The following is a 26,963-nucleotide window of genomic DNA, read 5'->3' as shown; positions in this document are numbered from 1 at the left end:
GCTCCCACAGGGGGCAGTGTCGAGTTTCAGATGAAGTGTCAGCCGCGATACTGCCCGGGCGTGGCCGCCAGATGCTGCTTGAACGCTCGCTGAAAATGCGCCTGATCGGCAAACCCTGCCTCAAGCGCCACATCCGCAATCAACTGGCCACTGCGCAAACGCTCGCGGGCAAACTGGATGCGCTGGTTGACCAGAAACGCGTGGGGCGTCATGCCGTAATGCTGTTTGAAGGCGCGGATCAGGTATGACGGTGACAGTTGTGCCGCGGCGCAGATGTCGTCGAGGTTCAGCACTTCGGTGCAGTGTTCGCGGATGAAATCCGCAGCGCGTTCCAGTTTGAAATTGGGCTCGCGCAGAGAGGGGCCGGCGGGGTTCAAACGCAGTTGCAGGTCGCTGAAAAACTCCACTGCTGCGCTCTGTTTGCGCAGCACATCCTGTTGCGGGTCGACCAGCGTTTCATAAAGTCCATTCAGCTCATTGAACAGTGCAGCATCGTCGAGGTGAGTGGTGGAAAAACGCCGAAACTCAAGATCACTGGCGAAGCCCAGCTGATGCTGCAAATCCGTCAGCCAGGGCGTCTCGACGTACAGCATCACGTACGACCAAGGCTGGTCATCAATCGGATTGCACGCATGCACATCACCGGGATTCATCAGCACCACGGTGCCTGCTGCGACTTCGAACTGAGCTTGCTCATGCACATAGGTGCTGCGCCCGGCGGTGATCGCGCCAATGGAAAAATGCGCGTGGGAATGTCGTGCGTAGCAGACCTCGCGGCCATCGGCGATGGCCCGCGCTTCAATGAACGGCAGCGCCGCGTCACGCCAGAACCGCGGGGCTTTTTCAGGGTGTTTGGCGGCAGCGTGTTTCATCGTTGTTATTCCCGGCAGGCCAGGGCGCCAGTGTATTAGCTCTGGCCGGCAAAGGCCCGTTCGAGTTCGGCAATGTCGAGTTTTTTCATTGTGAACATCGCCTGCATGGCGCGCTGCGATTTGCTGGTGTCGGCATCCAGCATCATGTGCATGAACGCCACCGGCACGATCTGCCACGACACGCCGAACTTGTCTTTCAGCCAGCCGCATTGCTGGGCTTCGACGGGACCACCCTCGGACAGGTTGCCCCAGAAATGGTCGACTTCTTCCTGATTCTGGCAATTGACCTGAAACGAGATCGCCTCGCTGAACTTGAACAGCGGCCCACCGTTGAGGCCGGTGAAGGTCTGGCCATCGAGTTCGAAACTGACGGTCATCACCGCACCTTCCGGTTTGCCGTGAAATTCCTGGCCGACCTTGCTGTAGTGGGTCAGGCCGGTGATTTTCGCGTGATCGAAGATCGAGCAGTAAAACTTCGCGGCTGCTTCGGCCTGATCGTCGAACCACAGGCAGGGCGTGAGTTTCTGAAAGCGTTGCATGGCAGTCATCCTCGGCAGGTTAGACACGCTGGATTAACAGCGTAGTCAGTCCCTGGTCGATTGCCGGTGCCGTAGATCGACAAGTTGCCGTGCGTCAAAAATCCCAGCGCGCGGTCAGTTGCAGGCTGCGCGGTTCGCCGTAGAAACCGGTGCCGAAATTGCCAAGGCCGGTGTAGTAGGTCTTGTCGAACAGGTTCTTGATGTTGAGCGAAGTGCTCAGGTGTTCATTGAAGCGATAGCGCGCCATCGCGTCGACCAGGTAGTAACTGTCCTGCGTGATGCGCGCGTTCTGCTCGGTACCGGGCTGGAACACCTCGCCGAAGAATTCGCTTTGCCAACTGACGCCGCCGCCCAGGGTGAGGTTTTGCCAGACGCCGGGGAGGCGATAGCTGCTGAACACCCGCACCAATTGCTCGGGCGCGGTGGTTTGTAGAATCGAGGCGTACACCGGATCACCTTTGGCATCGCGGGTGTGGTTGTAGGCGTAGCCGGCGGAGAGGTTCCAGCCGTCGGCGATTTCACCGGCCAGTTCGAACTCGAAGCCCTTTGTAGTCGCGCCTTGCACGGCCCGGTACACAGCCTGATTATCGAAGCCGCTGACCTGTTCGGCGACGTTGTCCTGCTCGATGCGAAACACGGCAAAACTGGCGTTGAGCCGGCCGTTGAAATATTCGGCCTTTATCCCCGCTTCGTAGCTGTCGCCCTGCACCGGGTCGAGTATCTGGCCCGTGGCGTCCTTGCTCAGTTGCGGTTGATAAATGCGCGTGTAGCTGGTGTAGAGCGAGTAGGTGTCATCGAGGTCGTAGACCACACCCGCATAAGGTGTGACCACCCCGGTCTGGCGGTAGCCGTCGCGGACATTGGCGGTGTTCGGGTTGCTGTAATCGAGATGGTCGCTGCCCCTGAAATCACTGACGCGTGCGCCGAGGATCAGCGCCAGATCGTCGCTGGCCTTGAAGCGCGTCGAGACGTATGCGCCGGTCTGGCGCTGGCGGATGGCGTTCGTGCCGATCTGCGGGATATCCGGTTTGGCGAACTCGCCATGCCAGTCGAAAATACTGCCGTTGAGCGGCGGGTACACCGAGCCGTAAACCGGGTTGTCCTGGCGGGTGTTCATCGACATGAAACCGACCAGCAACTGGTGCTCGCGCCCGAACAGGCTGAACGGCCCGCCGAGGTTGATATCGAGGTTGTCCTGCACCTCGTCGCCCTTGAATTGGCCCATGTAGAGGAACATGCCGTCGCCGCTCAGCGGGTCCGGATTGCTGCCGCTGGCAGAGCCGAGCAAGGTGTCGTGTTCGCGGTGTTTGCGGTCGTAGCTGAGCTTCAAGATCCAGTCGTTTGGCAGTTGCCGGGTGACGGAGGCGAACAGCGTCTGGTTGATGAAATCGCGGCGGCTCCAGTCGGTTGCCGGGTTGAACGAGCGCGAGAAATTCGTCCGCGAACCGTCGCTGTAGAACATCGGAAAACCGGTCCAGGTGGCGCCGCGTGAGCGGGTGTTCTGTTGATCGAAACCAATGGTCAACAGAGTGTCCGGGTTCAGATCGGCATCGACGATGGCGTAGGCGATGTCCTTGCTGTTCTGGTAGTGATCGGCGTAAGCGCTGCGCTGCTGATGAACGCCAACGAAGCGGGCGCGCAGGTTGTTGTTCAGCGGCCCGGAGACATCGAACTCACTGCGGTAGTTGTCCCACGAACCGACGCTGCCGCTGAGTGCGGCTTTGAACGCAGGAGTAGGGCGTTTGCGAATCAGGTTGACCGTGGCCGACGGGTCGCCCGAGCCGGTCATCAATCCCGTGGCACCCTTGATGATTTCGACGCGGTCGAAGGTCGCCATGTCGGTGCTGGTGGTGCCGTAGTCGTAGACGCCGTCGTAGTCGGTGTTGACGCCGTCGTACTGGAAATTGCTGATCGGTGCGCCACGGCTGGAAAACTCCCAACGCTCGCTGTCGTAGTTCTGCACGCTGATGCCCGGCGCGCGGCGCAACACGTCGGCGATACCGTTGGCGCCCTGATCGTCGAGTTGCTGACGGGTGATCACCGTGACCGATTGCGGGGTCTCGCGCAGGGACAGCGGCAGGCCGGTGGCGGAGGCGCTGAGGCCGGTGGTGTAGGCGTGAGTGTCCTCGGTGATGGCGCCGAGGGTTTTGCCGCTGATGGTGGTGGCGTCCAGTTGCAGTGGATCTGCAGTGGCTGTGCTGCGCAGGACATAACCGCCGCCGCTCAGGCGCTGTGCTTGCAGGCCGCTGCCCTTGAGGAGGATTTGCAAGGCCTGTTGCGGGGTGTAATCGCCGCTCAGGCCGGCGCTGTGTTTGTCCGCTGCCAGATCATTGTGCCCGGCGATAAACACGCCGCTCTGTTCGGCAAAGTGGTTGAGCGCTGTGACCAATGAGCCGGGCGCCACTGCGTAATGCTGCTTCTGCACATCTGCCAGCGCCATCGACACGCACAACCCCGGCACGGCGGGTGCCATGGCCAGAGCAAAACGATAGCGGGCGAGGGTGGAGCGCAACATGGAGTTCCCGGGGGCGATCAACGACGTGAGGGCTATTGAGGGTTAACCGGATGAACTTGCGAAAAGGGAACCGAGAGAAGAAAAAATCTTCAGACTTTCGGCCCGACGCTGACCCACCAGTTGAAGGTTTTATCGATGTGGATCGGCAACGCCGCCTCCAGTAGGCGCAAGGCTTGATCGGTGTCCTTGAGTGGAAATGAACCCATCACCGGCAGCGCGGCCACGGCCGGATCGCAATGCAGATGCCCCGGCCGATATTGGCTAAGTTCTTCGATCAGCTCGCCGAGCGGCAGGTTATCAGCCAGCAGCACGCCCCGGCGCCAGGCTTCGCGCGCTGGATCCGCTGAGGTCGCGGTGTACAACCGGCCTGCGCTGAATACCAGTTGCTGACCGGCCTGCACCACTTGGCTATCGCCTTGGTGGTTAGTGGCCTCAACGGCGCCCTCGTAGACATTCAGCAGCGTGTTGCGATCCGTCTGGCGCACGCTGAAACGCGTCCCCAGCGCACGCATCCGGCCCTGTTCGGTCTCGACCCAAAAGGCGCGACCAAGGTCTTTCGCGGTGTCGATCAGCACTTCGCCGGCGCGCAGTTGCAGCAAGCGCTGGCGGGCATCGAAACGCACGTTCAACGCGCTCAAGGCGTTGAGCCAGATTCGACTGCCATCGCTCAAGGTTGCTTCGCGGGTTTCCCCAGTGCCAGTGGAGAGATCGGCGCTCAAGCGTTCGACCGAGTCCAGCAGCGGCGTGTTGCGCCCGACCGCCCAGCCCGCCAGCCCGGTGGCCGCGAGAATCAGTAAGGCTTTGAGCGACTGGCGGCGGCTGATCGAGCTGCGCGCACTGTTGCGCAGGGCGTGGCTGACGGCTTCGCTTTCGTTCTGCAATGGCGCGAAACGTTGCCCAACTCGTTCGACATAACGCCAAGCGGCCTGATGCTCGGGGCTTTGCGCCAGCCACGCCTGCCAACGCAGACGCTCAGGCTCGGCGACCTGCTCGTCATGCAATTGCACGTACCAGTTGGCGGCCTGCTCAAGGCTGGCATGGCTGAGTTTGTTCACGGGGTTACTCAATCAGCAAGCCGTCGAGTTCAGCTTCGAGGATCGCGCAATGCATCATCGCCTGCGCCAGATATTTCTTGATCATCCGCTCGCTGACGCCGATCTGTGCGGCGATCAGTTTGTACGGCATGCCGTGCAGCTGGGCGAGGATGAACGCCGCGCTGACCCGTTGCGGCAGGCGCTGAAGCATGGCATCCACTTCGTGCAGGGTTTCGACGATGATCGCCCGTTGCTCGGGCGACGGCTGCACAGCGGGCGGGCGGCTGGCGAGGGTGTCGAGCCAGGTCTGCTCGAGTTGCCGACGGCGCCAGTGATCAACGCACAACCCACGGGCGATGGTCGCCAGATGGGAGCGCTCATGGACTTCGCCATTGAAGGCTTGTGGACGCTTGAGCACGCGCACGAAGGTGTCGTGGGCAAGGTCGGCGGCATCCATCGCGTTGCTCAGGCGTCGACGCAATAGCTCATGCAGCCAGCGATGGTGGCTGAGGTAGAGATTTTGCACGAGCGAGGCATCGGCGACGGTCATCAGCGCAGCGTCCAGGGCGACCGGTATCGGTCTAAATAAGAATGGGTCGCGATTAAAGCAAAAGGATGGGGAGTGCGCAAATGATATTGGTTTGCTTTTAGGTGGAGGGTTTTTGGTTTTTTATGGGGTGCAGTCCTAATGACAAGGTTCAGAGTCAAAATGACTTCATTGCGTTTGTGTCAAATTGACTCGATTCCCTTCAAGTGACTGATTCTTCTGGCTTGAAAATCTGGCACGGGACTTGAAGTACTCAAAGTACACAACGAACCGATCAGGAGTACGCCACCATGCTCACTTTCTTCGAAAGCCCGCTGAACGTTCTGCACCTGTCGAGCAAAGTTCTCGTCGCCGGGCTGATCATGCTGCTGGCCGGCATCTACGGCGCGTATCTCTACAACGGCCACATGCCGATTGCGCTGCGGGTGGCGATGCACGCCCTGACTATCCTCGGCCCGACCCTGATCAAGATCGGCTACGTCATGCGCCTGCTGGCGCAGTACCGCATCCGTGGTCTGCAGATGATCCCGCAAACCGCATAGATCCCTGTGGGAGCGAGCCTGCTCGCGAAGGCGTCAGCACAGTCGGAGTCTATGTTGCCTGACACACCGCTTTCGCGAGCAGGCTCGCTCCCACAGTGGGTCGCAGCGTTCCCTGGATATGTGGTCAACGCAAAACCCTGTGGGAGCGAGCCTGCTCGCGAAGGCGTCAGCACAGTCGGAGTCTATGTTGCCTGACACACCGCTTTCGCGAGCAGGCTCGCTCCCACAGTGGGCCGCAGCGTTCCCTGGATATGTGGTCAACGCAAAACCCTGTGGGAGCGAGCCTGCTCGCGAAGACGTTGGCACAGTCTGAATCTGTATTGCCTGACATACCGCTATCGCGAGCAGGCTCACTCCTACAATGGATGGTGGAAATTCTGCAAGCTCAGCGGCGCTCGGCAACCATCAGCAATGACTGCGGCACGGGACTTTGCGGGTGTTGTGGCTCTTGCAGGCTGGCCAGTTGGAACCCGGCCATATCGAGCGCATTAAGCCAGCTCGACAGCGTGCGGAAATACCAGGGCATCGGCTGCCACTGGCCCTTGAACCCGGCGAAGGTTTCTTCGCGCCAGCCATCCTGGTAATTGCCTGCCGCGACAGACCATGGATGCAGTGTCTGAATGAGCAACGTGCCGCCGGGAACCAGCAGCGCATTCATCGCCGCCAGCAGCGGGATGACGTCCTGATGCAGCAATGAGAAATTGGCGCAGATCAGCTCATAGTCACGGCCCACGTCGACCTTCGCCTCGACCAACGCGTCATAACTGGCGACATGCACCTGGGCCGCCCCCGCCAGGCACGCCGCTTCAACCAGCCGCGCATCGCCATCCACACCGATCGCATCAATCCCGCGATCCGCCAGCGCCCGCAACAACCAGCCTTCGCCGCAACCCAAATCAAGTACGCGCTGCGGCTGCCGGCCCATGATCGCCAGCAGAATCGCTTGATCGGTTACCTGCTGACGGCTTTCGATAGCGCCGCTGCGGATCACTTCGATCCAGGCCTCAGCGTTGTCGTGCCAGCTCTGCAAAAGGCTGGATTCGGGGGAGGGCATGGCGGTGTCCACTGTATCGAAAACCACAGTATGGACGTTGATCGCCAGGCGAGCCTTACGCGCACCAATCGCAACCCTAAACAGTGACGAATGCTCACGGCGATTCGGATATTAAAGAAGGTGACTGTGCGGATCAGCACGATGGCTTGATGGGTTTTGCTCATCAAGCGACGGAGGGGCGAAGCGAAAGTGAGGGGCAGGTAACCCCTCACTCATTCGGTCTGGTGATTATTGCGGTACGCGCAGCTTGTCCAGCAGTCGATTGACCAACAGCTCGTTCAGCATGATCACCTGTTGCAGCGCCAGCAGCGGTTTGCGCTCCGGGCCGCCTATTGAGTTGGCGATGTTACCGGCCATGGAGTGGGCGTATGAAAGTGATTCGCAAGCTTCGACCAACAGGGTTTCTTCATCCAGCGTGGGGTCGACAAGGTAGACGGGGCGAAACGGAGGCGAGCTTGGTGGAGCACCCAGTGCTTCGGGTCGCAGGTAGTAGTCGAGGGCGCGGTCGGTGGCTTCTTTGACCTTTTGCGGGTTAAGCGCGGGGTCGTGAGGGATTGGATCGGTGGGCGGTGGATTTGGCGTGATTTTGAACATAGATAAAGCTCCAATTTGAAAAAATGGGAGCCATCACCCTCGCTACCAAACGGCGGGTGGCGGCCATGCGCGGGTTGGTAGACCGGTCAAATTGGGTAACCCGGCGCTCACGGATGAGCCCCACGCATGCCCACCATTCAAAGCCATACCTCAAAAAAAGGAGACAGCATCGACGGTGTCGCAACAACGACAATTTAAAGCGGGCTACCAAACCCGATCACTGTTTTGCAGTGACAGGCCAACGATATAGCCCGGCCCATAGCCGTGTAAGCCGGCGGATTCTGGCGTACGCGTAGGTAACGACGCAAGGTGTTGTAGGGAGGATGGCGTAACGGTTTGTGTGCTTTAAACGTGATCACGGCTTCGTGTTTATTGATGAAAATACTGGATGGCGGGGGCTTTGGGTTTTGCGGTGTGTCAGTGCGATTCCCCCCTCACCCCAGCCCTCTCCCCCAAAGGAGGCGAGGGGGAAGGGAGCAGATCTCCAGGCCTTTCAAAACCTGAGTTCGACTCGGTATCTCAAGTCGGTGCAACTTGCACATTCAGCGCGGTCAGTTCCCTCTCCCCCAAGGGGCGAGGGGGAAGGGAGCAGATCTCCATGTACTTCCAGGCCAGAGTTCGACTCGGTATTTCAAGTCGGTGCAACTTGCACATACAGCGCGGTCAGTTCCCTCTCCCCCAAGGGGCGAGGGGGAAAGGGAGCCGATCTTTGTGCTCTTCAAACCTGAGTTCGACTCGGTATCTCAAGTCGGTGCAACTTGCACATTCAGCGCGGTCAGTTCCCTCTACCTCTGGGAGAGGGTTAGGGTGAGGGCTGTCGTCTGGGTTATCGGTAATTTCAAATTCTGAAGAGGAGGTGTGACATGAATCGATTGACTGGCGGTTGCCTATGCGGCGATGTGCGTTTCGAGATGACGGGTCAACCCTACCGCGTCGGCATCTGCCACTGCCTCGACTGCCGCAAGCGCCACGGCGCGCTGTTCGGCACCTCGGCCATATTTCCCGAGGATGCGTTGAAGGTCACCGGCGAAACCCGCGACTACAACGGGCGCTTTTTCTGCCCGCGCTGCGGCTCTCCGGTGTTCGCGCGTTCGGCAGATGAAGTAGAGGTCAACGTCGGATCGCTCGATGAGCCTAATCAGTTCAAACCCACCTACGAACTCTGGACCATCCGCCGCGAGTCTTGGCTACCGGCGCTGCCATTGGCTCACCACTACGAGCGTGATCGCGAAAGCACAAGTCGCACAGAGGAATAATGGACGTGAGCCCAATCACATCCCCCTTGTGGGAGCGAGCCTGCTCGCGAAAGCGGTGGGTCATTCAGCTCAAGTTCAACTGAAAGATCGCATTCGCGAGCAGGGGGGAAGTGTATGGCTGCCAATGATCTCAGCCGCGAATAAACGCCAACAGATCCGCGTTGATCGTTTCGGCCTCCGTCGTCGGCATCCCGTGCGGGAACCCCGGATACGACTTCAGCGTGCCATTGGGCAGCAACTTCGCCGACAACGGCCCCGAGTCCGCGTACGGCACAATCTGATCATCCTCGCCATGCATCACCAGCACCGGCACCGTGACCTTCTTCAAGTCCTCGGTGAAATCGGTCTGCGAAAACGCCACGATCCCATCGTAATGCGCCTTCGCCCCACCAATCATCCCTTGCCGCCACCAGTTGGCAATAATCCCTTCCGATGGCGTGGCCCCCGGCCGGTTGTAGCCATAAAACGGCCCGGTCGGAATATCCCGATAAAACTGCGCGCGATTCGCCGCCAGTTGTGCCTGAAAATCATCGAATACCGACTTCGGCAGGCCACCCGGATTGCTCTCGGTCTGCACCATCAACGGCGGCACCGCACTGATCAGCACGCCTTTGGCGACGTTGGCCTGACCATGCCGGGCAATGTAATGGATCACCTCACCGCCACCGGTCGAGTGACCGACATGCACGACATTCTTCAGGCCCAGATGATTGACCACCGCCAGCGTATCGTCGGCGTAATGATCCATATCGTGGCCGTCCCAGACCTGGCTCGAACGTCCATGCCCCCGCCGATCATGGGCAACCACTCGGAAGCCTTTGCCGAGAAAAAACAGCATCTGCGCATCCCAATCGTCGGAACTGAGCGGCCAGCCGTGGTGGAAGTGGATCACCGGCGCATCTTTCGGGCCCCAGTCCTTGTAGAAAATCTCGACGCCGTCTTTGCAGGTGACAAATCCCATGTTCGCAACTCCAGACCAATCTGATGGATAACCCGCGCGGTAATCGCGGACCGGTTTCGCTCATGACGAGTTTTCTACTGTGCCGGCTCGGTGAGAGCCGTTATCAACTGTAGGATTAAAGTCGACATCTGCATGACCGGTGGTCGTAACGTCTGGCTTCGTGCGCAAATTAGGCTTTGCTGAAAGGGATAAGCCGAGGCGTGCGTTGGCATTGATGGCCACAGCGACGCCCCTTCAGAACACCGTGAGTCTGAGGAATTTCCCCGATGCTGACCTTGAATATCAATGGCAAGGATCAGGAGCTCGATGTCCCCGCGGACATGCCGTTGCTCTGGGTCCTGCGCGATGTTGCGCACCTGACCGGCACCAAATTCGGCTGTGGCATGGCCCAGTGCGGGGCCTGCACCGTGCACGTTGACGGCGCACCGTTGCGCGCCTGCATCACCCCCGCAACAGCTGTGGCCCACGGCCAGAAAATTCTCACCATCGAAGGCCTGTCCACCGACGGTTCGCACCCGGTGCAGCAAGCCTGGGCCGAACTCGACGTGGTGCAGTGCGGTTACTGCCAGTCGGGGCAGATCATGTCTGCCGCAGCCTTATTGGCGAAAATCCCCAACCCCACCGACAGCGATATCGATCAGGCGCTTTCCGGCAACATCTGCCGTTGCGGCACCTATCCCCGCATTCGCGCAGCGGTTAAGCGTGCATCGGAAATCGGCTGATTCAATCTGTGGGAGATAGGTGATGAACAGTCCTGTATCGCGTCGGGGTTTTCTCAAAGGCAGTGCCGTGTTGGGCGGCGGGCTGGTGGTGGCGTTTGTCGTCCCCGGCGGGCATAAGTTTGCCTATGCGGCGGAAAATGAAGGCAAGGTTTTCGCGCCGAATGCGTTTTTGCGCATAGCAGCAGACAACAGCGTCACCGTTTTGCTGGGGCATTCGGAGATGGGCCAGGGCATCTGGACCGGCCTGACTATGTTGATTGCCGAGGAGCTGGACGCCGATTGGTCGAAAATCCGCGTTGAACATTCACCGGCGTCGGCGGCGGATTACGGCATGCCGGGGTTTGGCGGCATGCAGATTACCGGCGGCTCGACGTCGACGTGGATGGAGTTCGACCGTTATCGACTGGCAGGCGCAACGGCGCGGCAGATGCTGGTGGAGGCGGCGGCGAAACGCTTTGAAGTGGCGCCTTCGGCGATTCGCACTGAATCGGGTGTGGTGATCGCTGGCGACAAACGCGCAACTTACGGCGAGCTGGCGGACGCCGCCGGGCAACTGCCGGTGCCGGATCCGAAGTCGATCACTTTCAAGGAAGCCAAAGACTGGAAAGTCATCGGCAAACCGACCAAACGCCTCGACACGCCGGAGAAAATCACCGGCCGCGCCAAGTTCGGCATGGATGTGCAGTTTGAAGGCCTGATGACCGCGATGGTCGCGCGCCCACCGGTATTCGGTGCCACTGTTAAATCTTTCGAAGGCGCTGAAGCGCTGGCGGTGCCGGGCGTGCACAAAGTGCTGCAAGTGCCGACGGGCGTTGCGGTGATCGCTGATCATTACTGGGCGGCGAAACTGGGGCGCGATGCGCTGAAGGTCGATTGGGATCTGGGCCCGCATGCGGATCTGAGCAGCGAGAAATTGCTGGCGAGTTTCCGCAAACTGGCCGCCACGCAAGGCACGTTAGCCAGTCAGGCCGGTGATGCCAAGGGCAGTTTTGGTAAAGCGGCGAAGAAAATCGACGTCGAATACAGCGTGCCGTATCTGGCCCACGCACCGATGGAACCGCTCAATTGCACGGTGAAAATCAGCGCGGAAAAATGTGAGATCTGGACCGGTACGCAGTTTCAGACGCTCGATCAAATGGTCGCCGGCAAGATCACCGGACTGAAGGCGGAGCAGGTGGAAATCCACACCGAATTCCTTGGCGGCGGTTTCGGGCGCCGGGCCAACCCGACTTCAGACTTTGTCGCCGAAGCGGTGCAAGTGGCGAAAGCCGCGGCCATGCCGGTGAAAACCGTGTGGTCGCGGGAGGACGATATTCGTGGCGGTTACTACCGTTCGATGTTCCTGCATCAGGCGCGGATCGGGCTCGGTGCCGATGGCCTGCCGTCGAGCTGGCAGCATGTATTGGTCGGGCAGTCGATCATGGCCGGCACGATGCTGGAAAAAACCATGGTCAAGAACGGCGTTGATGCAACGTCGGTCGAAGGCGTTTCCGACAGTCCTTACGTCAAAGGCCTGGCCAATCACCAAGTCGATCTGCATTCGCCGAAGACCGGCATCAATGTGCTGTGGCTGCGCTCGGTGGGCCATAGCCATACCGGTTTTGTCATGGAATCGCTGATCGATGAGATGGCCACGGCGGCGGGCAAAGATCCGGTGGAGTACCGAAGAACCTTGCTCAAGGACCATCCTCGGCATTTGGGCGTGCTCAATCTGGCGGTGGAAAAGGCCAACTGGAAAGCCCCGTTGCCGGACGGCCATGCGCTGGGCGTGGCGGTGCACGAGTCGTTCGGCAGCTACGTGGCGCAGGTCGCCGAGGTGTCGCAGGACAATCTGACGATTCGCGTGCATCGCGTGGTCTGTGCGGTGGACTGCGGGATCGCGGTGAATCCGCAGAGCATCGCCGCGCAGATGGAATCGTGCATCACTTTCGGTCTGGGCATGGCGTTGCACAGCAAACTGACGCTCAAGGATGGCGCGGTCGTGCAATCCAACTATCACGATTATCAGGTGCTGCGGCTCAACGAGATGCCGGTGGTCGAGGTGCACATCGTGCCCAGCAGCGACAAACCCGGCGGCATCGGCGAGGCCGGTGTGCCGCCGACCGCCCCAGCCGTGGCCAACGCGGTGTTCGCCCTGACAGGGCAACGCCTGCGCGAGTTGCCGCTGCAACTGTCGGGGGTGTGAGATGAAACGACATCTAGTGTTGGGTACGGTGATTTTGCTGGGGCTGGGCGGTTATGCCTCGGACCTGTTTGCTGATGATCAGGAAGCGCTGAAGGCGTTCGGCACGGTGCAGAAAGTCTTCCAGAGCCCGCGTTGCCAGAACTGCCATATTCCCGGTGATTCGCCGTTGCAGTTCGACGCCGGTATCCCCCATGCGATGAGCGTGGTGCGCGGCATGGACGGCAAGGGTGCCGCCGGTTTGCCGTGTGCGACCTGTCACGCGGAAAACAATCCGCCGGCCAGTTACGGCCCGCATGCACCGCCGGGTGCGCCGCACTGGAGCCTGCCGCCGGCGGCGCACAAAATGGCCTGGATCGGCCTGCCACCGGACAAGCTCTGCGCGATGATCAAGGATCGCTCCAGCAACGGCGATCGCGACTTTGCCGCGCTGATCAAGCACGTCAGCGAAGACAAACTGGTGCTCTGGGGCTGGAATCCCGGGGCAGGGCGCGCACCGGTGCCGGTGCCGCACGATATTTTTGTCACGCAATTCAAGCTCTGGGCCGAGGCGGGCGGGCCATGCCCGGTAGCGCAAATGTGAGCCATTGCCAAATTAGCGCTACGCTTGAAAGCATTGTTGCCAATGGAGTGTGCTGATGCTGGTTCCAGGAAAACCTGCGAATGAAACGGCGCGCGTTCAAGCGTTGCACGGTCTTGAACTGCTCGATTCCGCCCCTGAAGAGCGTTTCGACCGACTGACACGGTTGGCGAAACGCCTGTTCAATGTGCCGATTGCACTGGTGACGCTGGTCGACACCAACCGGCAGTGGTTCAAGTCGTGCGTGGGGCTTGATGTCAGCGAGACGCCGAGGGATGTTTCATTCTGCGGCCATGCGATTCTTAACGACGGCCTATTGTTGGTGCCGGACGCCCGCGAAGATGTGCGCTTCCATGACAACCCGCTGGTCACCGGTGCGCCGAACATTCGCTTCTACGCCGGTTACCCGCTGACTGTGCCCAATGGCAACAAAATGGGTACGCTGTGCCTGATCGACACCAAGCCCCGCGACCTCGACGAGGAAGAGCGTGCGTTGTTGCGGGATCTCGCCGAGATGGCCGAGCAAGAGTTGGCCGCAGTGCAGATCGCGAGCATGGACGAGTTGACGTTATTGTCCAACCGTCGCGGCTTCAAGCAGTTGGCGCAGCATGCGCTGGACGCCTGCGCGCGGATAAAACGGCCGGCGACCTTACTGTTTTTCGACCTTAATGACTTCAAACAGATCAACGATCTGTATGGACATGCCGAGGGTGACAGTGCGCTGAAGACCTTTGCCGACGTGCTGCGCATCGCCTTTCGCGAGAGTGATGTGGTCGGGCGTTTGGGCGGGGATGAGTTCTTCGCGCTGCTGACCGGCTCCAGCCATATCGAAACCACGGCGATCATGGCGCGGCTCAAGGATATTCTCGAGGAGCGTAATGCCACGTTGCACCGGGGCTATGCGATTCGCTTCAGTGTCGGGCAGATCGAATACGACGCTGAGCGCCATGAGACTGTGGACCGGCTGCTGGCGGATGCCGATAGTGCGATGTATGTGCACAAGCAGGCACTGAAGCGCTGTTAGCGAATGCACCGCAAATCCCCTTTAGGAGTGAGCCTGCTCGCGAAGGCGTCCGGTCAGGCAACATCTCTGTTGAATGTGCCGGCCTCTTCGTGAGCAGGCTCACTCCCACAGATCCTTCTGTGTTCACAACATCCCGGTTCACCACAAATCCATGTGGGAGCGAGCCTGCTCGCGAAGACGTCCGATCAGGCAACATCTCTGCTGAATGTGCCGGCCTCTTCGCGAGCAGGCTCACTCCCACAGATCCTTCTGTGTTTAAAAAATCCCGGTTCACCACAAATCCATGTGGGAGCGAGCCTGCTCGCGAAGGCGTCCGGTCAGACAACATCTCTGTTGAATGTGCCGGCCTCTTCGCGAGCAGGCTCGCTCCCACAGATCCTACTGTATTCACAAAATCCCGGTTCACCACAAATCCATGTGGGAGCGAGCTTGCTCGCGAAGACGTCCGATCAGGCAACATCTCTGCTGAATGTGCCGGCCTCTTCGCGAGCAGGCTCGCTCCCACAGGGGACAGTGTTGCAGGCATAAAAAAACCCGCCTGAACAGGCGGGTTTTTTATTGGCTAAGCGAAGATCACTCTTCGATGTTGCCCATGGCGGTGGTGTTGAAGCCGCCGTCGACGTACATGATTTCGCCGCTGATGCCCGACGCCAGGTCGGAGCACAGGAAGGCGCCGGCGTTGCCGACTTCGTCGATGGTGACGTTGCGACGCAGCGGAGTTTGCGCTTCGTTGGCGGCCAGCATCTTGCGGAAGTTCTTGATGCCCGAGGCTGCCAAGGTACGGATCGGGCCAGCCGATACGCAGTTGACGCGGGTGCCGTCCGGGCCCAGGGAGCCGGCCAGGTAACGTACGCCAGCTTCCAGCGAAGCCTTGGCCATGCCCATCACGTTGTAGTTAGGCATGGTGCGCTCGGCGCCCAGGTACGACAGGGTCAGCAGGCTGCCGTTGCGGCCTTTCATCATTTCGCGGCCGGCTTTGGCCAGGGCCACGAAGCTGTAGGCGCTGATGTCGTGAGCGATGCGGAAACCGTCACGGGTGGTGGCTTCGGTGAAGTCGCCGTCCAGTTGGTCGCCCGGAGCGAAGCCAACGGAGTGAACGATGCAGTCCAGGCCGTCCCACTTCTTGCTCAGTGCTTCGAAAACCTTGGCGATTTCTTCATCGCTGGCCACGTCGCACGGGAAGCACAGCTCAGGGCTCGAACCCCAGCCTTGGGCGAATTCTTCAACACGACCTTTCAGTTTGTCGTTCTGATAAGTGAAGGCAAGCTCAGCGCCCTCGCGATGCATGGCGGCAGCGATGCCGGATGCGATGGACAGCTTGCTGGCGACACCGACGATCAGTACGCGCTTACCGGCGAGAAAACCCATGTGTTGCTCCTCTTCAGGTTATTGCGCAGTGGCTGGTGCCAAAAAAGCGGCTTCCAGCAACTGCTGTGTATACGGATGTTGGGGGGCGGCAAAAATACTTTGCGCGTCTCCCTGTTCGACCACTTGGCCATGCTTGACCACCATCAACTGGTGGCTCAGCGCTTTGACGACAGCCAGGTCATGGCTGATAAACAAATACGTCAGGTTGTACTTGGCTTGCAGTGAACGCAACAGCTCCACCACTTGCCGCTGCACCGTCCGGTCGAGCGCCGAAGTCGGCTCGTCCAGCAGGATCAGCGCCGGTTTCAGCACCAAAGCCCGGGCAATGGCGATTCGTTGCCGTTGCCCACCGGAAAATTCGTGGGGGTAGCGGTGCCGGGTTTCCGGATCCAGACCTACCTCCTTCAATGCCGCAATAATCGCCGCTTCTTGCTCCTCGGCGGTGCCCATCTTGTGAATCCGCAGGCCTTCGCCAACGATATCGCTGACACACATGCGCGGGCTCAGGCTGCCAAACGGGTCCTGAAACACCACCTGCATCTCCCGACGCAACGGGCGAACCTCGTTCTGCGTCAGGCAGTCTAGCTGCTTGCCTTCAAAGCGGATCGCGCCTTTGCTGCCGATCAGCCGCAAAATCGCCAGACCCAGCGTGGATTTGCCGGAACCGCTTTCCCCCACAATCCCCAAAGTCTGACCCTGAGGCAGGCTGAAATTGATGCCGTCCACTGCCTTGACGTGATCCACCGTGCGCTTGAGCAGGCCTTTCTTGATCGGGAACCAGACTTTCAGGTCCTCGACTTCAAGCAGCGGCGCGCCGATTTTATTGCTCGCCGGGCCTCCGCTGGGTTCCGCGCCAAGCAATTCCCGAGTGTACGGATGCTGCGGCGAACGGAACAGCTCTGCGCACGATGCCTGTTCGACGATGCAACCGCGCTGCATGACACATACACGATGCGCAATTCTTCGCACCAGGTTCAAATCGTGACTGATCAGTAACAGCGACATGCCCAATCTGGCCTGCAATTCCTTGAGCAAATCGAGGATTTTCAGCTGAACGGTCACGTCCAGCGCGGTGGTCGGCTCGTCGGCAATCAGCAATTCCGGCTCGTTGGCCAGGGCCATGGCGATCATCACGCGCTGGCGCTGGCCGCCGGACAATTCGTGGGGCAGGGCCTTGAGACGCTTGTGCGGCTCGGGGATGCCGACCATCTCCAGCAGCTCCAGCGTACGCTTGGTCGCGACTTTGCCGGTCAGGCCCTTGTGGATGCCAAGCACTTCGTTGATCTGCTTCTCGATCGAATGCAGCGGATTCAGCGAGGTCATCGGCTCCTGAAAGATCATCGCGATGCGGTTGCCGCGAATGTGACGGATGGTTTTTTCGCTCAGGCCCAGTAGATTTTGCCCGGCATAGTTGATGCTGCCGGCCGGATGGCGGGCCATCGGGTAGGGCAGCAGGCGCAGGATCGAGTGCGCGGTCACCGATTTGCCTGAGCCGGATTCGCCGACCAGCGCGAGGGTTTCGCCGCGCTTGATGTCGAAACTCACGCCTTCGACGACCCGGTGCACGCGCTCGCCGAAACCGAATTCGACGGCGAGGTCACGCACTTCGATCAGATTGTCCTGATTCATTTCACTTCCTCGGGTCGAAGGCATCGCGAGCGGACTCGCCGATAAACACCAGCAAACTCAACATCAACGCCAGCACGGCGAAGGCACTCATGCCCAGCCACGGCGCTTGCAGGTTGGATTTGCCCTGGGCGACCAGTTCACCCAGCGACGGACTGCCGGCCGGTAAGCCGAAACCGAGGAAGTCCAAAGCGGTGAGGGTGCCGATGGCGCCGGTGAGGATGAACGGCATAAACGTCATGGTCGAGACCATCGCATTGGGCAGGATGTGGCGGAACATGATCGCGCCGTTCTGCATGCCCAGCGCCCGTGCCGCACGCACGTATTCGAGGTTGCGGCCACGGAGGAACTCGGCGCGCACCACGTCGACCAGGCTCATCCACGAGAACAGCAGCATGATCCCCAGCAGCCACCAGAAATTCGGCTGGACGAAACTGGCGAGGATTATCAGCAGATACAGCACCGGCAAGCCCGACCAGATCTCCAGAAAACGCTGCCCGGCCAAGTCGACCCAGCCGCCATAAAAGCCCTGCAATGCGCCGGCAATCACGCCGATGATCGAGCTCAGCACGGTCAACGTCAGCGCGAACAGCACCGAGATGCGGAAACCGTAGATCACCCGCGCCAACACATCGCGACCCTGATCGTCGGTACCGAGCAGGTTGTCCGCCGACGGTGGCGCCGGCGCCGGGACCTTCAGGTCGTAGTTGATGCTCTGATAGCTGTAGGGAATCGGCGCCCACAACACCCACGCATCCTTGGCCTTGAGCAGTTCGCGGATGTACGGGCTCTTGTAGTTGGCTTCCAGCGGGAATTCGCCGCCGAACGCAGTTTCCGGGTAACGCTTGATCGCCGGGAAATACCAATTGTTGTCGTAATGCACCACCAATGGCTTGTCGTTGGCGATCAACTCGGCGCCGAGGCTTGCGCCGAATAGAATCAGAAACAGCCACAGCGACCACCAGCCACGCTTGTTGGCCTTGAACAGTTCGAAGCGGCGGCGGTTGAGAGGGGACAGGTTCATCTCAATGCTCCCGGCTTTCGAAGTCGATGCGCGGATCGACCAGGGTGTAGGTGAGGTCGCCGATCAGTTTCACCACCAGCCCGAGCAGGGTGAAGATGAACAAGGTGCCGAACACCACCGGGTAATCGCGGTTGATCGCCGCTTCGAAACTCATCAAGCCGAGGCCGTCGAGGGAGAAGATCACTTCCACCAGCAGCGAGCCGGTGAAGAAGATGCCGATGAACGCCGACGGGAAACCGGCAATCACCAGCAACATGGCGTTGCGGAACACGTGGCCGTAGAGCACGCGGTGGCGGGTCAGGCCTTTGGCCTTGGCGGTGACCACGTATTGCTTGTTGATCTCGTCGAGGAAGCTGTTTTTGGTCAGCAGGGTCATGGTCGCGAAGTTGCCGATCACCAGTGCAGTCACCGGCAGCGCCAAGTGCCAGAAGTAATCGAGGATCTTGCCGCCGAAGCTCAGTTCATCGAAGTTGTTCGAGGTCAGCCCGCGTAACGGAAACCAGTCGAGATAACTGCCGCCTGCAAACACCACGATCAGCAGAATCGCAAAAAGGAACGCCGGGATCGCATAGCCGACGATGATCGCCGAACTGGTCCACACATCGAAGTGGCTGCCGTGTCGCGTAGCCTTGGCGATCCCCAGCGGGATCGACACCAGGTACATGATCAGCGTGCTCCACAGCCCCAGCGAGATCGACACCGGCATCTTTTCCTTGATCAGGTCGATGACCTTGGCGTCGCGGAAAAAACTGTCGCCGAAATCCAGCTGTGCGTAGTTCTTGACCATGATCCACAGACGTTCCGGGGCCGATTTGTCGAACCCGTACATGTGCTCGATTTCCTTGATCAGCGCCGGATCCAGCCCCTGCGCGCCGCGATAGGACGAGCCGGCCACCGACACCTCGGCACCGCCGCCGGCAATCCGGCTGGTGGCGCCTTCGAAGCCTTCGAGCTTGGCGATCATCTGTTCCACCGGGCCACCGGGTGCGGCCTGAATGATCACGAAGTTGATCAGCAGAATGCCGAACAGCGTCGGGATGATCAGCAGCAGTCGCCGAAAAATATACGCCAGCATCTGATTACTCCGTGCCCGCAGGGTCGGCTTGCAGTTTGGTTTCGACTTCTATCGCCGGTTTCGCGTCAGGCTTGACCCACCAGGTGTTGATGCCGATGTCGTACTTGGGTGAGACCTTCGGGTGACCGATGTGATTCCAGTAAGCCACGCGCCAGGTCTTGATGTGCCAGTTGGGGATCACGTAGTAACCCCATTGCAGCACACGATCCAGCGCACGGGCATGGGCCACCAGGCTTTTGCGCGAGTCGGCGTTGATCAGGTTCTCGACCAGTTGATCGACGATCGGCTCCTTCAGCCCCATGGTGTTACGGCTGCTGGCCTTGTCGGCAGCGGCGCTCATCCAGTATTCGCGCTGCTCGTTACCCGGCGAGTTGGACTGCGGGAAGCTGCCGACCATCATGTCGAAGTCCCGCGAACGCACGCGGTTGATGTACTGCGAAACGTCGACGCGGCGGATCACCAGATCGATGCCAAGGTCGCTGAGGTTGCGCTTGAACGGCAGCAAAACCCGTTCGAACTCGGTCTGCGCGAGCAGGAACTCGATCACCACCGGTTTGCCGGTGGCGTCGACCATTTTGTCGTCGACGATCTTCCAACCGGCCTCTTGCAGCAGTTGATAGGCCTCGCGCTGCTGAGCGCGGATCATGCCGCTGGCATCGGTCTTGGGGTTTTCGAAGGCTTCACTGAACACTTGCGCCGGCAGTTTGCTGCGAAACGGCTCGAGGATCGCCCGTTGATCGGCGTCGGGCAGTCCGGTGGCGGCCATTTCCGAGTTTTCGAAATAGCTGCGAGTGCGGAAGTAGGCACCGTTGAACAGCTGTTTGTTGGTCCATTCGAAGTCGAACAGCAGACCGAGCGCCTGACGCACGCGCGCGTCCTGGAACAGCGGGCGGCGTAGGTTGAAGACGAAACCCTGCATACCGGTCGGGTTGCTGTTGGCGATCTGTTCCTTGATCAAGCGGCCTTCGGTGACCGCCGGAATGTTGTAGGCGTTGGCCCAGTTTTTCGCGGTCATTTCCAGCCAGTAATCGAACTGCCCGGCCTTCAAGGCTTCGAGGGCGACGGTGTTGTCGCGGTAGTAATCGGTGGTCATCGTGTCGAAATTGTAGAAGCCACGGTTGACCGGCAAGTCCTTGCCCCAATAATCCTTGACCCGCTCGTAACGCACCGAACGCCCGGCCTTTACTTCGGCGACCTTGTACGGGCCGCTACCGAGCGGGATTTCCAGATTGCCTTTGGTGAAATCGCGATCAGCCCACCAGTGTTTTGGCAGCACCGGCAACTGGCCGAGGATCAGCGGCAACTCGCGGTTGTTGCTGTGTTTGAACTTGAACAGCACTTTCAGCGGGTCTTCAGCGATGACTTCAGAAACGTCGCTGTAGTAGCCGCGAAACATCGGCGAGCCTTCTTTGGTCAGCGTGTTGAAGCTGAACACCACGTCGTCGGCGCGCACCGGGTGACCGTCATGGAAGCGCGCTTCGGGACGCAGGTAGAAGCGCACCCAGCTGTTGTCCGGGGCTTTTTCGATTTTGCCGGCGATCAGGCCGTATTCGGTGAACGGCTCGTCGAGGCTGTGCTTGGTCAGGGTGTCGTAGATCTGCCCGACGTCATCGGCCGGCACGCCTTTGCTGATAAACGGGTTGAGGCTGTCGAAGCCGCCGAACCCGGCCTGACGGAAGATGCCGCCCTTGGGCGCGTCGGCGTTCACGTAATCGAACTGCTTGAAATCGGCCGGGTATTTCGGCGGCTCGTTGTACAGGGTCACGGCGTGTTGCGGGGCGGCAAACGCCAGCCCGGCAAACAGCAAACCGCTAGCCTGGACGAGCAGGGCGCGGATAGGTTTCATCGATCTTTCTCCGAAGACTTCAGCCACCACGCGCTCAGGCCCAGGGTGTAGGGCGGCGTGGTGACGAAGGCCAACCGGTTGCGGTAGGCCAGACGGTGATAATTGAGGTACCAGTTGGGAATGCTGTAATGCTGCCAGAGCAGCACGCGGTCGAGCGCCTTGCCGGCGGCGACCTGCTCGTCGCGAGTGCGCGCGGCGAGCAATTGTTCGAGCAGGTGATCGACCACCGGATTGGCGATGCCCGCGTAATTCTTGCTGCCCTTGACCCCGACCTGGCTGGAGTGGAAGTACTGCCACTGCTCAAGGCCCGGGCTGAGGGTCTGGTTGAGCGTCATCGAGATCATGTCGAAATCAAATTGATCGAGGCGCTGCTTGTACTGCGCACGATCCACGGTACGCAGGCGCGCGTCGATGCCGATGCTGTTGAGGTTCTCGATGTACGGTTGGTAGAGGCGCTCCAGATTCGGATTGACCAGCAACAGCTCGAACCGCAGCGGTTGGCCGTTTGCGTTTTGCAGGCGCTGACCGTTGAGCTTCCAGCCGGCCTCGGCGAGCAATGCCAAGGCTTTGCGCATGGTGTCCCGGGGAATGCCGCGACCGTCGGTTTTTGGCAGGGTGAACGGCTCGGTGAACAGCTTGGCCGGCAGTTGATCCTTGTACGGCTTGAGCATCAGCCATTCATGCCCGACCGGCAGGCCGGAGGTTGTGAATTCACTGTTGGGGTAGTAACTGGTGGTGCGTTTGTAGGCATCGCTGAACAGCGCGCGGTTGGTCCACTCGAAGTCGAACATCAGGCCCAGCGCTTCGCGGGTTTTCACATCGGCGAAGGTTGCGCGGCGGGTGTTCATGAACAGGCCCTGACTCTGGGTCGGGATCTGATGCGGGATCTGCGCCTTGATCACATCGCCACGGCGTATCGCCGGGAAGTTGTAGCCGTTGGCCCAGTTCTTCGCCTGATGCTCGATGTAGATGTCGAACTCGCCAGCCTTGAACGCTTCGAAGGCCACGTCGCTGTCGCGGTAGAACTCGACTTGCATGCGATCGAAGTTGTACTTGCCGCGATTGACCGGCAAGTCCTTGCCCCAGTAATCCTTGACCCGTTCAAAGATCAGTTGCCGGCCCGGCGTCACCGAAGTGATGCGATACGGGCCGCTGCCCAGTGGCGGTTCGAAGGTGGTGGCTTTGAAGTCGCGGTCTTTCCAGTAATGCTGCGGCAGCACCGGTAACTCACCGAGGCGCAGGATCAACAGCGGATTGCCCGAGCGCTTGAGCACGAAGCGAATGCGCTGTTTGTTGAGAATGTCGACCCGCAGCACTTCCTGCAACGCGGTGCGGTACAGCGGGTGGCCGTCCTTGAGCAGTGTTCGATAGGAGAACGCTACGTCATAAGCGGTGATCGGAGTGCCGTCGTGAAAACGCGCTTCCGGGCGCAGATTGAACACCACCCAGCTGCGATCTTCGCTGTACTCCACCGATTGCGCGATCAAGCCGTAACTCGAAGCGGGCTCGTCACCGGAAGGCGAGTACTGGCCGGTGCCGACCATCAGCGGCTCGTTCAGCTCATTGATGCCGTACTGGAGGAAATTCGCTGTGGTGACCGGGCTGGTGCCCTTGAAGGTGTACGGGTTGACCGTATCGAAGGTGCCGAACGCCATCACCCGCAACGTACCGCCCTTGGGCGCTTGCGGGTTGACCCAGTCGAAGTGGGTAAATCTGGCCGGGTACTTGAGCGTGCCGAACTGCGCATAACCGTGACTTTCGGTAATCGTCGCGCTTGCGGTTGAGCTCAAGGCCAGGCTGATCAGGAGCAGGAGGAGGGGACGCTTCAAGTCAGATCCGATCCAGGCGGCTTGGGCTTAGTGGGCCGTACAGTAACAGCTTGTCTGGACAGGAAAAAGATGCGGGTTAATGCAGGGTTAATCGTTTGCGCGAAGAGCCCCTCACCCTAACCCTCTCCCGGGGGGAGAGGGGACTGACCGTGGTGTTTGCGAGAGCTGCGCCGACGTGCGATACCGAGTCGAACTCACGTTTTGAAAAGCCCCTCACCCTAACCCTCTCCCGGAGGGAGAGGGGACTGATCGCGGTGTTTTGGAGGGTTGCGCCGACGTGCGATACCGAGTTGAACTCACGTTTGAAAAGCCCCTCACCCTAACCCTCTCCCGGGGGGAGAGGGGACTGATCGCGGTGTTTTGGAGGGTTGTGCCGACGTGCGATACCGAGTCGAACTCGGATTTTGAACAGCACGGAGATCGGCTCCCTTTCCCCCCTCGCCCCCTTGGGGGAGAGGGCTGGGGTGAGGGGGAGGGATCTAAAGCACACCACAAAAACCTGATCCAAAAAAAAGCCCCTGAAAACTCAGGGGCTCTTCATCAGTGCGGCTGATAAACCGTGAGCATCTGCCCCGGCTTCAGTGCTTTACCCGCACCCGGATTCCAGCGCTTGAGATGCTGCATCTCAACGTTGAAACGCTTGGCCACGACATACAGCGTATCGCCGCGTTTGACCTTGTACTGAGTCTGCTGCGCGCTGTCGTCCTTGCCTTTGCTCTTGCTGTTGGCCGCAATCACTGTATTGACGCGCCCAGACTTGCGTGCCGGAGCGCGCTTGGTGGTGTCTTGCATCACCAACGTCTGGCCAACCTTGAGGTTCTTGCCGGTCAGCTTGTTCCAGCGTTGCAGATCCTTGACTTCGACCTTGTTGGCCTTGGCGATGGAGCCGAGGTTGTCGCCACGCTTCACGCGATAAGCACGCTTGAGCTTGGCCACTTCCGATGGGTCAGCACCCTCGAATACCGGCTTCAGCGAACGCGGGCTGATCAGTTCGTCAGGTCGCATGGTCTGCAAGCTGGCGGTGAGCAATTGCGCCTTCGACGTTGGCACCAGCAGATGCTGAGGGCCGTCGATGGTGGTGCGTTGCTTGAAGGCCGGATTGAGCTGGAACAGTTCGTCTTCGTCGATGTTGGCCACCGCAGCAACCTTGGACAGGTCCATGCGCTGGTTGATTTCGACGACCTGGAAGTACGGTTCGTTGGCGATCGGGTTGAGATTCACGCCGTAGGCTTCCGGCGCCAGGACCACTTGCGACAGCGCCAGCAATTTCGGCACGTACGCCTGGGTTTCCGCCGGCAGCGGCAGGTTCCAGTAGTCGGTTGGCAAACCAAGTTTTTCGTTACGCTCGATCGCGCGGCTGACCGTGCCTTCACCGGCGTTGTACGCGGCAAGGGCCAGCAGCCAGTCGCCGTTGAACATGTCGTGCAGACGGGTCAGGTAATCCATCGCTGCGGTGGTCGACGCGGTGATATCGCGACGGCCATCGTAGAAGCGGGTCTGACGCAGGTTGAAGTAACGCCCGGTGGAAGGAATGAATTGCCACAGACCCACCGCATCGGCCCGGGAATAGGCCATCGGGTTGTAGGCGCTTTCAATGACTGGCAGCAGGGCCAGTTCCAGCGGCATGTTGCGTTCTTCGAGGCGTTCGACGATGTAGTGAATATAGAGACTGCCGCGTTCGCCGGCGTTCTCGAGGAAAGAGGGATTGCTGGCGAACCACAGGCGCTGTTGCTCGATGCGCGGGTTGACGCCGAGGCCTTCCTGCAGCTGAAAGCCCTGGCGCATGCGTTCCCAGATGTCCTGGGGAACCTGTGGGCTGGGCTTTTCGGTCAGCCAGATCGGCTTCTGCTTGGCTCGCGCAGCAATGTTCGGCGTATGGGTCGCTTCAGTCTGCGGAGCATGGCTGGAACAGCCCGCCAGCGTGGCGGACACAGCCACCGCGATGGCTTGCGCCAAGCGGGTCAATGCGTCTGAATTGACGGACTTACGTATGGATGACGACATTGGCTGGAAGTAAGTTCCGGGCAAAAATGTCGGGCGATTCTAGAAAGCGCACCCCCCTAGGTCAACCATTCAGAATTTTTGTATCAAGTGCTGGGTCACTTAGAACGTATCTTTCCATGCCCGCAGAGCCGCAAATACCTCACTCGGCGCCCGGTTTTGAGCGCCTGCCCGTTCGTCCACTTTTTGTGTAACTAATGTTTCAGTGGTACGCAAAAACGGGTTTGTGAGCTTTTCCAGAGCGAGGGTCGAGGGCAGGGTCATCACGCCGTTTTGCCGTTGCTGGGTGACTTTTTCCAGACGGGCGGCAATGTGCGGATTGCTTGGCTCGACGGCGGCGGCAAACTTCAGATTGCTCAAGGTGTATTCATGAGTGCAGTAGACCAGCGTATCTTCCGGTAACGCGGCGAGTCGCCCGAGCGAGTGGTGCATTTGCTCCGGCGTGCCTTCGAACAGGCGTCCGCAACCGGCAGCGAACAGCGTGTCGCCGCAGAACAGCAGACCGTGGTGATAGTAGGCAATGTGTCCCAAGGTGTGACCGGGCACCGCATAGACGTCGAAGTCCCAGCCGAGCACGCTGACCGTGTCGTTGTCCTGGAGCGCCACATCGCGCCCCGGAATGCTTTCGCTGGCCGGGCCGTAGACTTTCGCCCCGGTCGCCGCTTTCAGGCGTTCGACGCCGCCGACGTGATCATGGTGATGGTGGGTGATCAGGATATCGCTCAACACCCAGCTCGGATGCGCGTCAAGCCACGCCTGCACCGGCGCGGCATCGCCCGGGTCGACCACCGCGCAGCGCTGGGTGCGGTGATCCTGTAACAACCAGATGTAGTTGTCGGTGAACGCGGGCAGGGCACTGATCTGTATCATCGTCGGAATTCGCCAAGCGGAAAACATTGGCGCATCTTAGTAGTTCCTGGCGCTTTGGAGAATGCGATGAGTGATAAAGCGTTCGCACAGGCTGATCCTGACTGGCTGGCCCTGATCGGTGCAGCCCGTGAATGGCTGTCCGGCCCGCTCGGGCAATTTCTGCTCGATGAAGAGCGGCGCATGCTCGAAGACGAGTTGGGCCGATTCTTTGGCGGTTATCTGGTGCATTACGGGCCATCGGCCGAAACCCCGCCGGCAGCGCCGCAAGTGCAGCGCAATGTGCGCCTCGGTGCGCCGTTGCCGGGCGTCGAAATCGTCTGCGAAGAGCAGGCCTGGCCGCTGAGCGAGCATGCCGCCGACGTGGTGGTGATGCAGCACGGTCTGGATTTCTGCCTGTCACCCCACGGTTTACTCCGTGAAGCGGCAAGCAGCGTGCGTCCCGGCGGGCATTTGCTGATCATCGGCATCAACCCTTGGAGCACCTGGGGCTTGCGCCATGTTTTCGCCCACGACGCCCTGCGAAAGGCGCGCTGTATCTCGCCGTCGCGGGTCGCCGACTGGCTCAATCTGCTCGGCTTTGCGCTGGAGAAACGCCGCTTCGGGTGCTATCGTCCGCCGCTCGCGTCACCCAAGTGGCAGGCCCGTCTGGCCGGCTGGGAACGCAAGGCCGGTGACTGGCAACTGTCGGGCGGTGGCTTCTATTTATTGGTCGCGCGCAAGATCGTCGTGGGGCTCAGGCCGTTGCGTCAGGAACGCCGCGAGCCGATGGGCAAGCTGATTCCGCTGCCGATGGCCAAGGTCAACCGCCGGCGCATCGAACCGTAAACCTTCTTTTATTTGTGGCCGGGCTTGTCCCGGCCTCGGTCATTGTCGATCCGTGATCGGCAAGACAGGCATTTTTC

Annotated in this window: 23 protein-coding genes; 7 read left to right on the top strand and 16 right to left on the bottom strand. The window is 60.1% G+C overall.

Annotation, left to right across the window (positions count from 1 at the left end; all coding sequences use genetic code 11):
• Positions 1 to 38: 38 nt before the first annotated feature.
• The 5 genes from HU718_RS18200 to HU718_RS18180 form a co-directional block, all read right to left on the bottom strand.
• Complete coding sequence (locus HU718_RS18200; RefSeq protein ID WP_186614845.1) at positions 39 to 872, bottom strand: AraC family transcriptional regulator; 834 nt, start codon at positions 870 to 872, stop codon at positions 39 to 41.
• 35 nt (positions 873 to 907) lie between these two features.
• The gene (locus HU718_RS18195) at positions 908 to 1,411 is read right to left on the bottom strand and encodes a VOC family protein (RefSeq protein ID WP_110719925.1); all 504 of its coding nucleotides are present in this window, start codon (positions 1,409 to 1,411) and stop codon (positions 908 to 910) included.
• 94 nt (positions 1,412 to 1,505) lie between these two features.
• Positions 1,506 to 3,926: a TonB-dependent siderophore receptor gene (locus HU718_RS18190; protein ID WP_186614848.1), complete on the bottom strand. Its 2,421-nt coding sequence runs from the start codon at positions 3,924 to 3,926 to the stop codon at positions 1,506 to 1,508.
• A gap of 89 nt (positions 3,927 to 4,015) precedes the next feature.
• Entirely contained in the window at positions 4,016 to 4,981 is a 966-nt protein-coding gene (locus HU718_RS18185; protein WP_186614851.1) for a FecR domain-containing protein, read from the bottom strand.
• Between the two features lie 4 nt (positions 4,982 to 4,985).
• Positions 4,986 to 5,510: a sigma-70 family RNA polymerase sigma factor gene (locus tag HU718_RS18180; RefSeq protein ID WP_186614854.1), complete on the bottom strand. Its 525-nt coding sequence runs from the start codon at positions 5,508 to 5,510 to the stop codon at positions 4,986 to 4,988.
• 287 nt (positions 5,511 to 5,797) lie between these two features.
• Here HU718_RS18180 and HU718_RS18175 point away from each other — a divergent pair, with 287 nt between their 5' ends.
• The gene (locus tag HU718_RS18175; protein ID WP_186614857.1) at positions 5,798 to 6,049 is read left to right on the top strand and encodes a transmembrane sensor/regulator PpyR; all 252 of its coding nucleotides are present in this window, start codon (positions 5,798 to 5,800) and stop codon (positions 6,047 to 6,049) included.
• A 385-nt stretch (positions 6,050 to 6,434) separates the two neighbouring features.
• On the opposite strand, the gene HU718_RS18170 is transcribed toward HU718_RS18175, so the two are convergent.
• Together HU718_RS18170 and HU718_RS18165 are read right to left on the bottom strand one after the other, a co-directional pair.
• Positions 6,435 to 7,103 (bottom strand): class I SAM-dependent methyltransferase, encoded by a 669-nt coding sequence (locus HU718_RS18170; RefSeq protein WP_186614860.1) that lies wholly within the window; start codon positions 7,101 to 7,103, stop codon positions 6,435 to 6,437.
• A 228-nt stretch (positions 7,104 to 7,331) separates the two neighbouring features.
• The gene (locus HU718_RS18165; RefSeq protein WP_077572365.1) at positions 7,332 to 7,697 is read right to left on the bottom strand and encodes a DUF6124 family protein; all 366 of its coding nucleotides are present in this window, start codon (positions 7,695 to 7,697) and stop codon (positions 7,332 to 7,334) included.
• Between the two features lie 863 nt (positions 7,698 to 8,560).
• Here HU718_RS18165 and HU718_RS18160 point away from each other — a divergent pair.
• Complete coding sequence (locus HU718_RS18160; protein ID WP_186614863.1) at positions 8,561 to 8,953, top strand: GFA family protein; 393 nt, start codon at positions 8,561 to 8,563, stop codon at positions 8,951 to 8,953.
• Between the two features lie 130 nt (positions 8,954 to 9,083).
• On the opposite strand, the gene HU718_RS18155 is transcribed toward HU718_RS18160, so the two are convergent.
• Positions 9,084 to 9,914 carry an alpha/beta fold hydrolase gene (locus HU718_RS18155; protein ID WP_186614866.1) on the bottom strand — a complete coding sequence of 277 codons (831 nt, stop codon included), beginning with the start codon at positions 9,912 to 9,914 and terminating at the stop codon, positions 9,084 to 9,086.
• A gap of 266 nt (positions 9,915 to 10,180) precedes the next feature.
• On the opposite strand from HU718_RS18155, the gene HU718_RS18150 reads away from it, so the two are divergent.
• From HU718_RS18150 to HU718_RS18135, 4 genes are read left to right on the top strand one after another with little or no spacing between them, the layout of a single operon-like run.
• Positions 10,181 to 10,636, top strand: a complete 456-nt coding sequence (locus tag HU718_RS18150; protein ID WP_150707277.1) for a (2Fe-2S)-binding protein — start codon at positions 10,181 to 10,183, stop codon at positions 10,634 to 10,636.
• Positions 10,637 to 10,658: 22 nt separating this feature from the next.
• Positions 10,659 to 12,821 (top strand): xanthine dehydrogenase family protein molybdopterin-binding subunit, encoded by a 2,163-nt coding sequence (locus HU718_RS18145; RefSeq protein WP_186614869.1) that lies wholly within the window; start codon positions 10,659 to 10,661, stop codon positions 12,819 to 12,821.
• 1 nt (position 12,822) lies between these two features.
• The gene (locus HU718_RS18140; protein ID WP_186614872.1) at positions 12,823 to 13,401 is read left to right on the top strand and encodes a hypothetical protein; all 579 of its coding nucleotides are present in this window, start codon (positions 12,823 to 12,825) and stop codon (positions 13,399 to 13,401) included.
• 55 nt (positions 13,402 to 13,456) lie between these two features.
• Positions 13,457 to 14,422, top strand: a complete 966-nt coding sequence (locus tag HU718_RS18135) for a GGDEF domain-containing protein (protein WP_186614874.1) — start codon at positions 13,457 to 13,459, stop codon at positions 14,420 to 14,422.
• 573 nt (positions 14,423 to 14,995) lie between these two features.
• On the opposite strand, the gene fabI is transcribed toward HU718_RS18135, so the two are convergent.
• From fabI to gloB, 8 genes are all read right to left on the bottom strand, one after another.
• Entirely contained in the window at positions 14,996 to 15,790 is a 795-nt protein-coding gene (fabI, locus tag HU718_RS18130) for an enoyl-ACP reductase FabI (protein ID WP_007910591.1), read from the bottom strand.
• Between the two features lie 18 nt (positions 15,791 to 15,808).
• Positions 15,809 to 17,419 carry an ABC transporter ATP-binding protein gene (locus tag HU718_RS18125; protein WP_095111844.1) on the bottom strand — a complete coding sequence of 537 codons (1,611 nt, stop codon included), beginning with the start codon at positions 17,417 to 17,419 and terminating at the stop codon, positions 15,809 to 15,811.
• Between the two features lies 1 nt (position 17,420).
• The gene (locus HU718_RS18120) at positions 17,421 to 18,440 is read right to left on the bottom strand and encodes an ABC transporter permease (RefSeq protein WP_016987120.1); all 1,020 of its coding nucleotides are present in this window, start codon (positions 18,438 to 18,440) and stop codon (positions 17,421 to 17,423) included.
• 1 nt (position 18,441) lies between these two features.
• Positions 18,442 to 19,515, bottom strand: a complete 1,074-nt coding sequence (locus HU718_RS18115; protein ID WP_007910584.1) for a microcin C ABC transporter permease YejB — start codon at positions 19,513 to 19,515, stop codon at positions 18,442 to 18,444.
• 4 nt (positions 19,516 to 19,519) lie between these two features.
• Complete coding sequence (locus HU718_RS18110; RefSeq protein WP_186614877.1) at positions 19,520 to 21,361, bottom strand: extracellular solute-binding protein; 1,842 nt, start codon at positions 21,359 to 21,361, stop codon at positions 19,520 to 19,522.
• Positions 21,358 to 23,190, bottom strand: coding sequence for an extracellular solute-binding protein (locus HU718_RS18105; RefSeq protein WP_186614879.1), 1,833 nt, complete (start codon positions 23,188 to 23,190; stop codon positions 21,358 to 21,360). Before HU718_RS18105 ends, HU718_RS18110 begins: the two co-directional genes overlap by 4 nt.
• 540 nt (positions 23,191 to 23,730) lie before the next feature.
• Positions 23,731 to 25,194 carry a transglycosylase SLT domain-containing protein gene (locus HU718_RS18100; RefSeq protein ID WP_007910577.1) on the bottom strand — a complete coding sequence of 488 codons (1,464 nt, stop codon included), beginning with the start codon at positions 25,192 to 25,194 and terminating at the stop codon, positions 23,731 to 23,733.
• A gap of 99 nt (positions 25,195 to 25,293) precedes the next feature.
• The gene (gene gloB / locus HU718_RS18095; RefSeq protein ID WP_186614881.1) at positions 25,294 to 26,061 is read right to left on the bottom strand and encodes a hydroxyacylglutathione hydrolase; all 768 of its coding nucleotides are present in this window, start codon (positions 26,059 to 26,061) and stop codon (positions 25,294 to 25,296) included.
• A 66-nt stretch (positions 26,062 to 26,127) separates the two neighbouring features.
• On the opposite strand from gloB, the gene HU718_RS18090 reads away from it, so the two are divergent.
• Complete coding sequence (locus HU718_RS18090; RefSeq protein WP_038366031.1) at positions 26,128 to 26,886, top strand: class I SAM-dependent methyltransferase; 759 nt, start codon at positions 26,128 to 26,130, stop codon at positions 26,884 to 26,886.
• Positions 26,887 to 26,963: the final 77 nt, after the last annotated feature.

The organism is Pseudomonas tensinigenes (genome assembly GCF_014268445.2).
Taxonomy (GTDB): Bacteria; Pseudomonadota; Gammaproteobacteria; order Pseudomonadales; family Pseudomonadaceae; genus Aquipseudomonas; species Aquipseudomonas tensinigenes.
This window is presented reverse-complemented; position numbering and strand designations above follow the sequence as displayed.

What these genes read in the sequence shown, in the direction of transcription:
- HU718_RS18200 (WP_186614845.1), bottom strand. Translation starts at nt 872, where the DNA reads ATGAAACACGCTGCCGCCAAACACCCTGAAAAAGCCCCGCGGTTCTGG.
- HU718_RS18195 (WP_110719925.1), bottom strand. Translation starts at nt 1,411, where the DNA reads ATGCAACGCTTTCAGAAACTCACGCCCTGCCTGTGGTTCGACGATCAG.
- HU718_RS18190 (WP_186614848.1), bottom strand. Translation starts at nt 3,926, where the DNA reads ATGTTGCGCTCCACCCTCGCCCGCTATCGTTTTGCTCTGGCCATGGCA.
- HU718_RS18180 (WP_186614854.1), bottom strand. Translation starts at nt 5,510, where the DNA reads ATGACCGTCGCCGATGCCTCGCTCGTGCAAAATCTCTACCTCAGCCAC.
- HU718_RS18175 (WP_186614857.1), top strand. Translation starts at nt 5,798, where the DNA reads ATGCTCACTTTCTTCGAAAGCCCGCTGAACGTTCTGCACCTGTCGAGC.
- HU718_RS18170 (WP_186614860.1), bottom strand. Translation starts at nt 7,103, where the DNA reads ATGCCCTCCCCCGAATCCAGCCTTTTGCAGAGCTGGCACGACAACGCT.
- HU718_RS18165 (WP_077572365.1), bottom strand. Translation starts at nt 7,697, where the DNA reads ATGTTCAAAATCACGCCAAATCCACCGCCCACCGATCCAATCCCTCAC.
- HU718_RS18160 (WP_186614863.1), top strand. Translation starts at nt 8,561, where the DNA reads ATGAATCGATTGACTGGCGGTTGCCTATGCGGCGATGTGCGTTTCGAG.
- HU718_RS18155 (WP_186614866.1), bottom strand. Translation starts at nt 9,914, where the DNA reads ATGGGATTTGTCACCTGCAAAGACGGCGTCGAGATTTTCTACAAGGAC.
- HU718_RS18150 (WP_150707277.1), top strand. Translation starts at nt 10,181, where the DNA reads ATGCTGACCTTGAATATCAATGGCAAGGATCAGGAGCTCGATGTCCCC.
- HU718_RS18145 (WP_186614869.1), top strand. Translation starts at nt 10,659, where the DNA reads ATGAACAGTCCTGTATCGCGTCGGGGTTTTCTCAAAGGCAGTGCCGTG.
- HU718_RS18140 (WP_186614872.1), top strand. Translation starts at nt 12,823, where the DNA reads ATGAAACGACATCTAGTGTTGGGTACGGTGATTTTGCTGGGGCTGGGC.
- HU718_RS18135 (WP_186614874.1), top strand. Translation starts at nt 13,457, where the DNA reads ATGCTGGTTCCAGGAAAACCTGCGAATGAAACGGCGCGCGTTCAAGCG.
- fabI (WP_007910591.1), bottom strand. Translation starts at nt 15,790, where the DNA reads ATGGGTTTTCTCGCCGGTAAGCGCGTACTGATCGTCGGTGTCGCCAGC.
- HU718_RS18125 (WP_095111844.1), bottom strand. Translation starts at nt 17,419, where the DNA reads ATGAATCAGGACAATCTGATCGAAGTGCGTGACCTCGCCGTCGAATTC.
- HU718_RS18120 (WP_016987120.1), bottom strand. Translation starts at nt 18,440, where the DNA reads ATGAACCTGTCCCCTCTCAACCGCCGCCGCTTCGAACTGTTCAAGGCC.
- HU718_RS18115 (WP_007910584.1), bottom strand. Translation starts at nt 19,515, where the DNA reads ATGCTGGCGTATATTTTTCGGCGACTGCTGCTGATCATCCCGACGCTG.
- HU718_RS18110 (WP_186614877.1), bottom strand. Translation starts at nt 21,361, where the DNA reads ATGAAACCTATCCGCGCCCTGCTCGTCCAGGCTAGCGGTTTGCTGTTT.
- HU718_RS18100 (WP_007910577.1), bottom strand. Translation starts at nt 25,194, where the DNA reads ATGTCGTCATCCATACGTAAGTCCGTCAATTCAGACGCATTGACCCGC.
- gloB (WP_186614881.1), bottom strand. Translation starts at nt 26,061, where the DNA reads ATGATACAGATCAGTGCCCTGCCCGCGTTCACCGACAACTACATCTGG.
- HU718_RS18090 (WP_038366031.1), top strand. Translation starts at nt 26,128, where the DNA reads ATGAGTGATAAAGCGTTCGCACAGGCTGATCCTGACTGGCTGGCCCTG.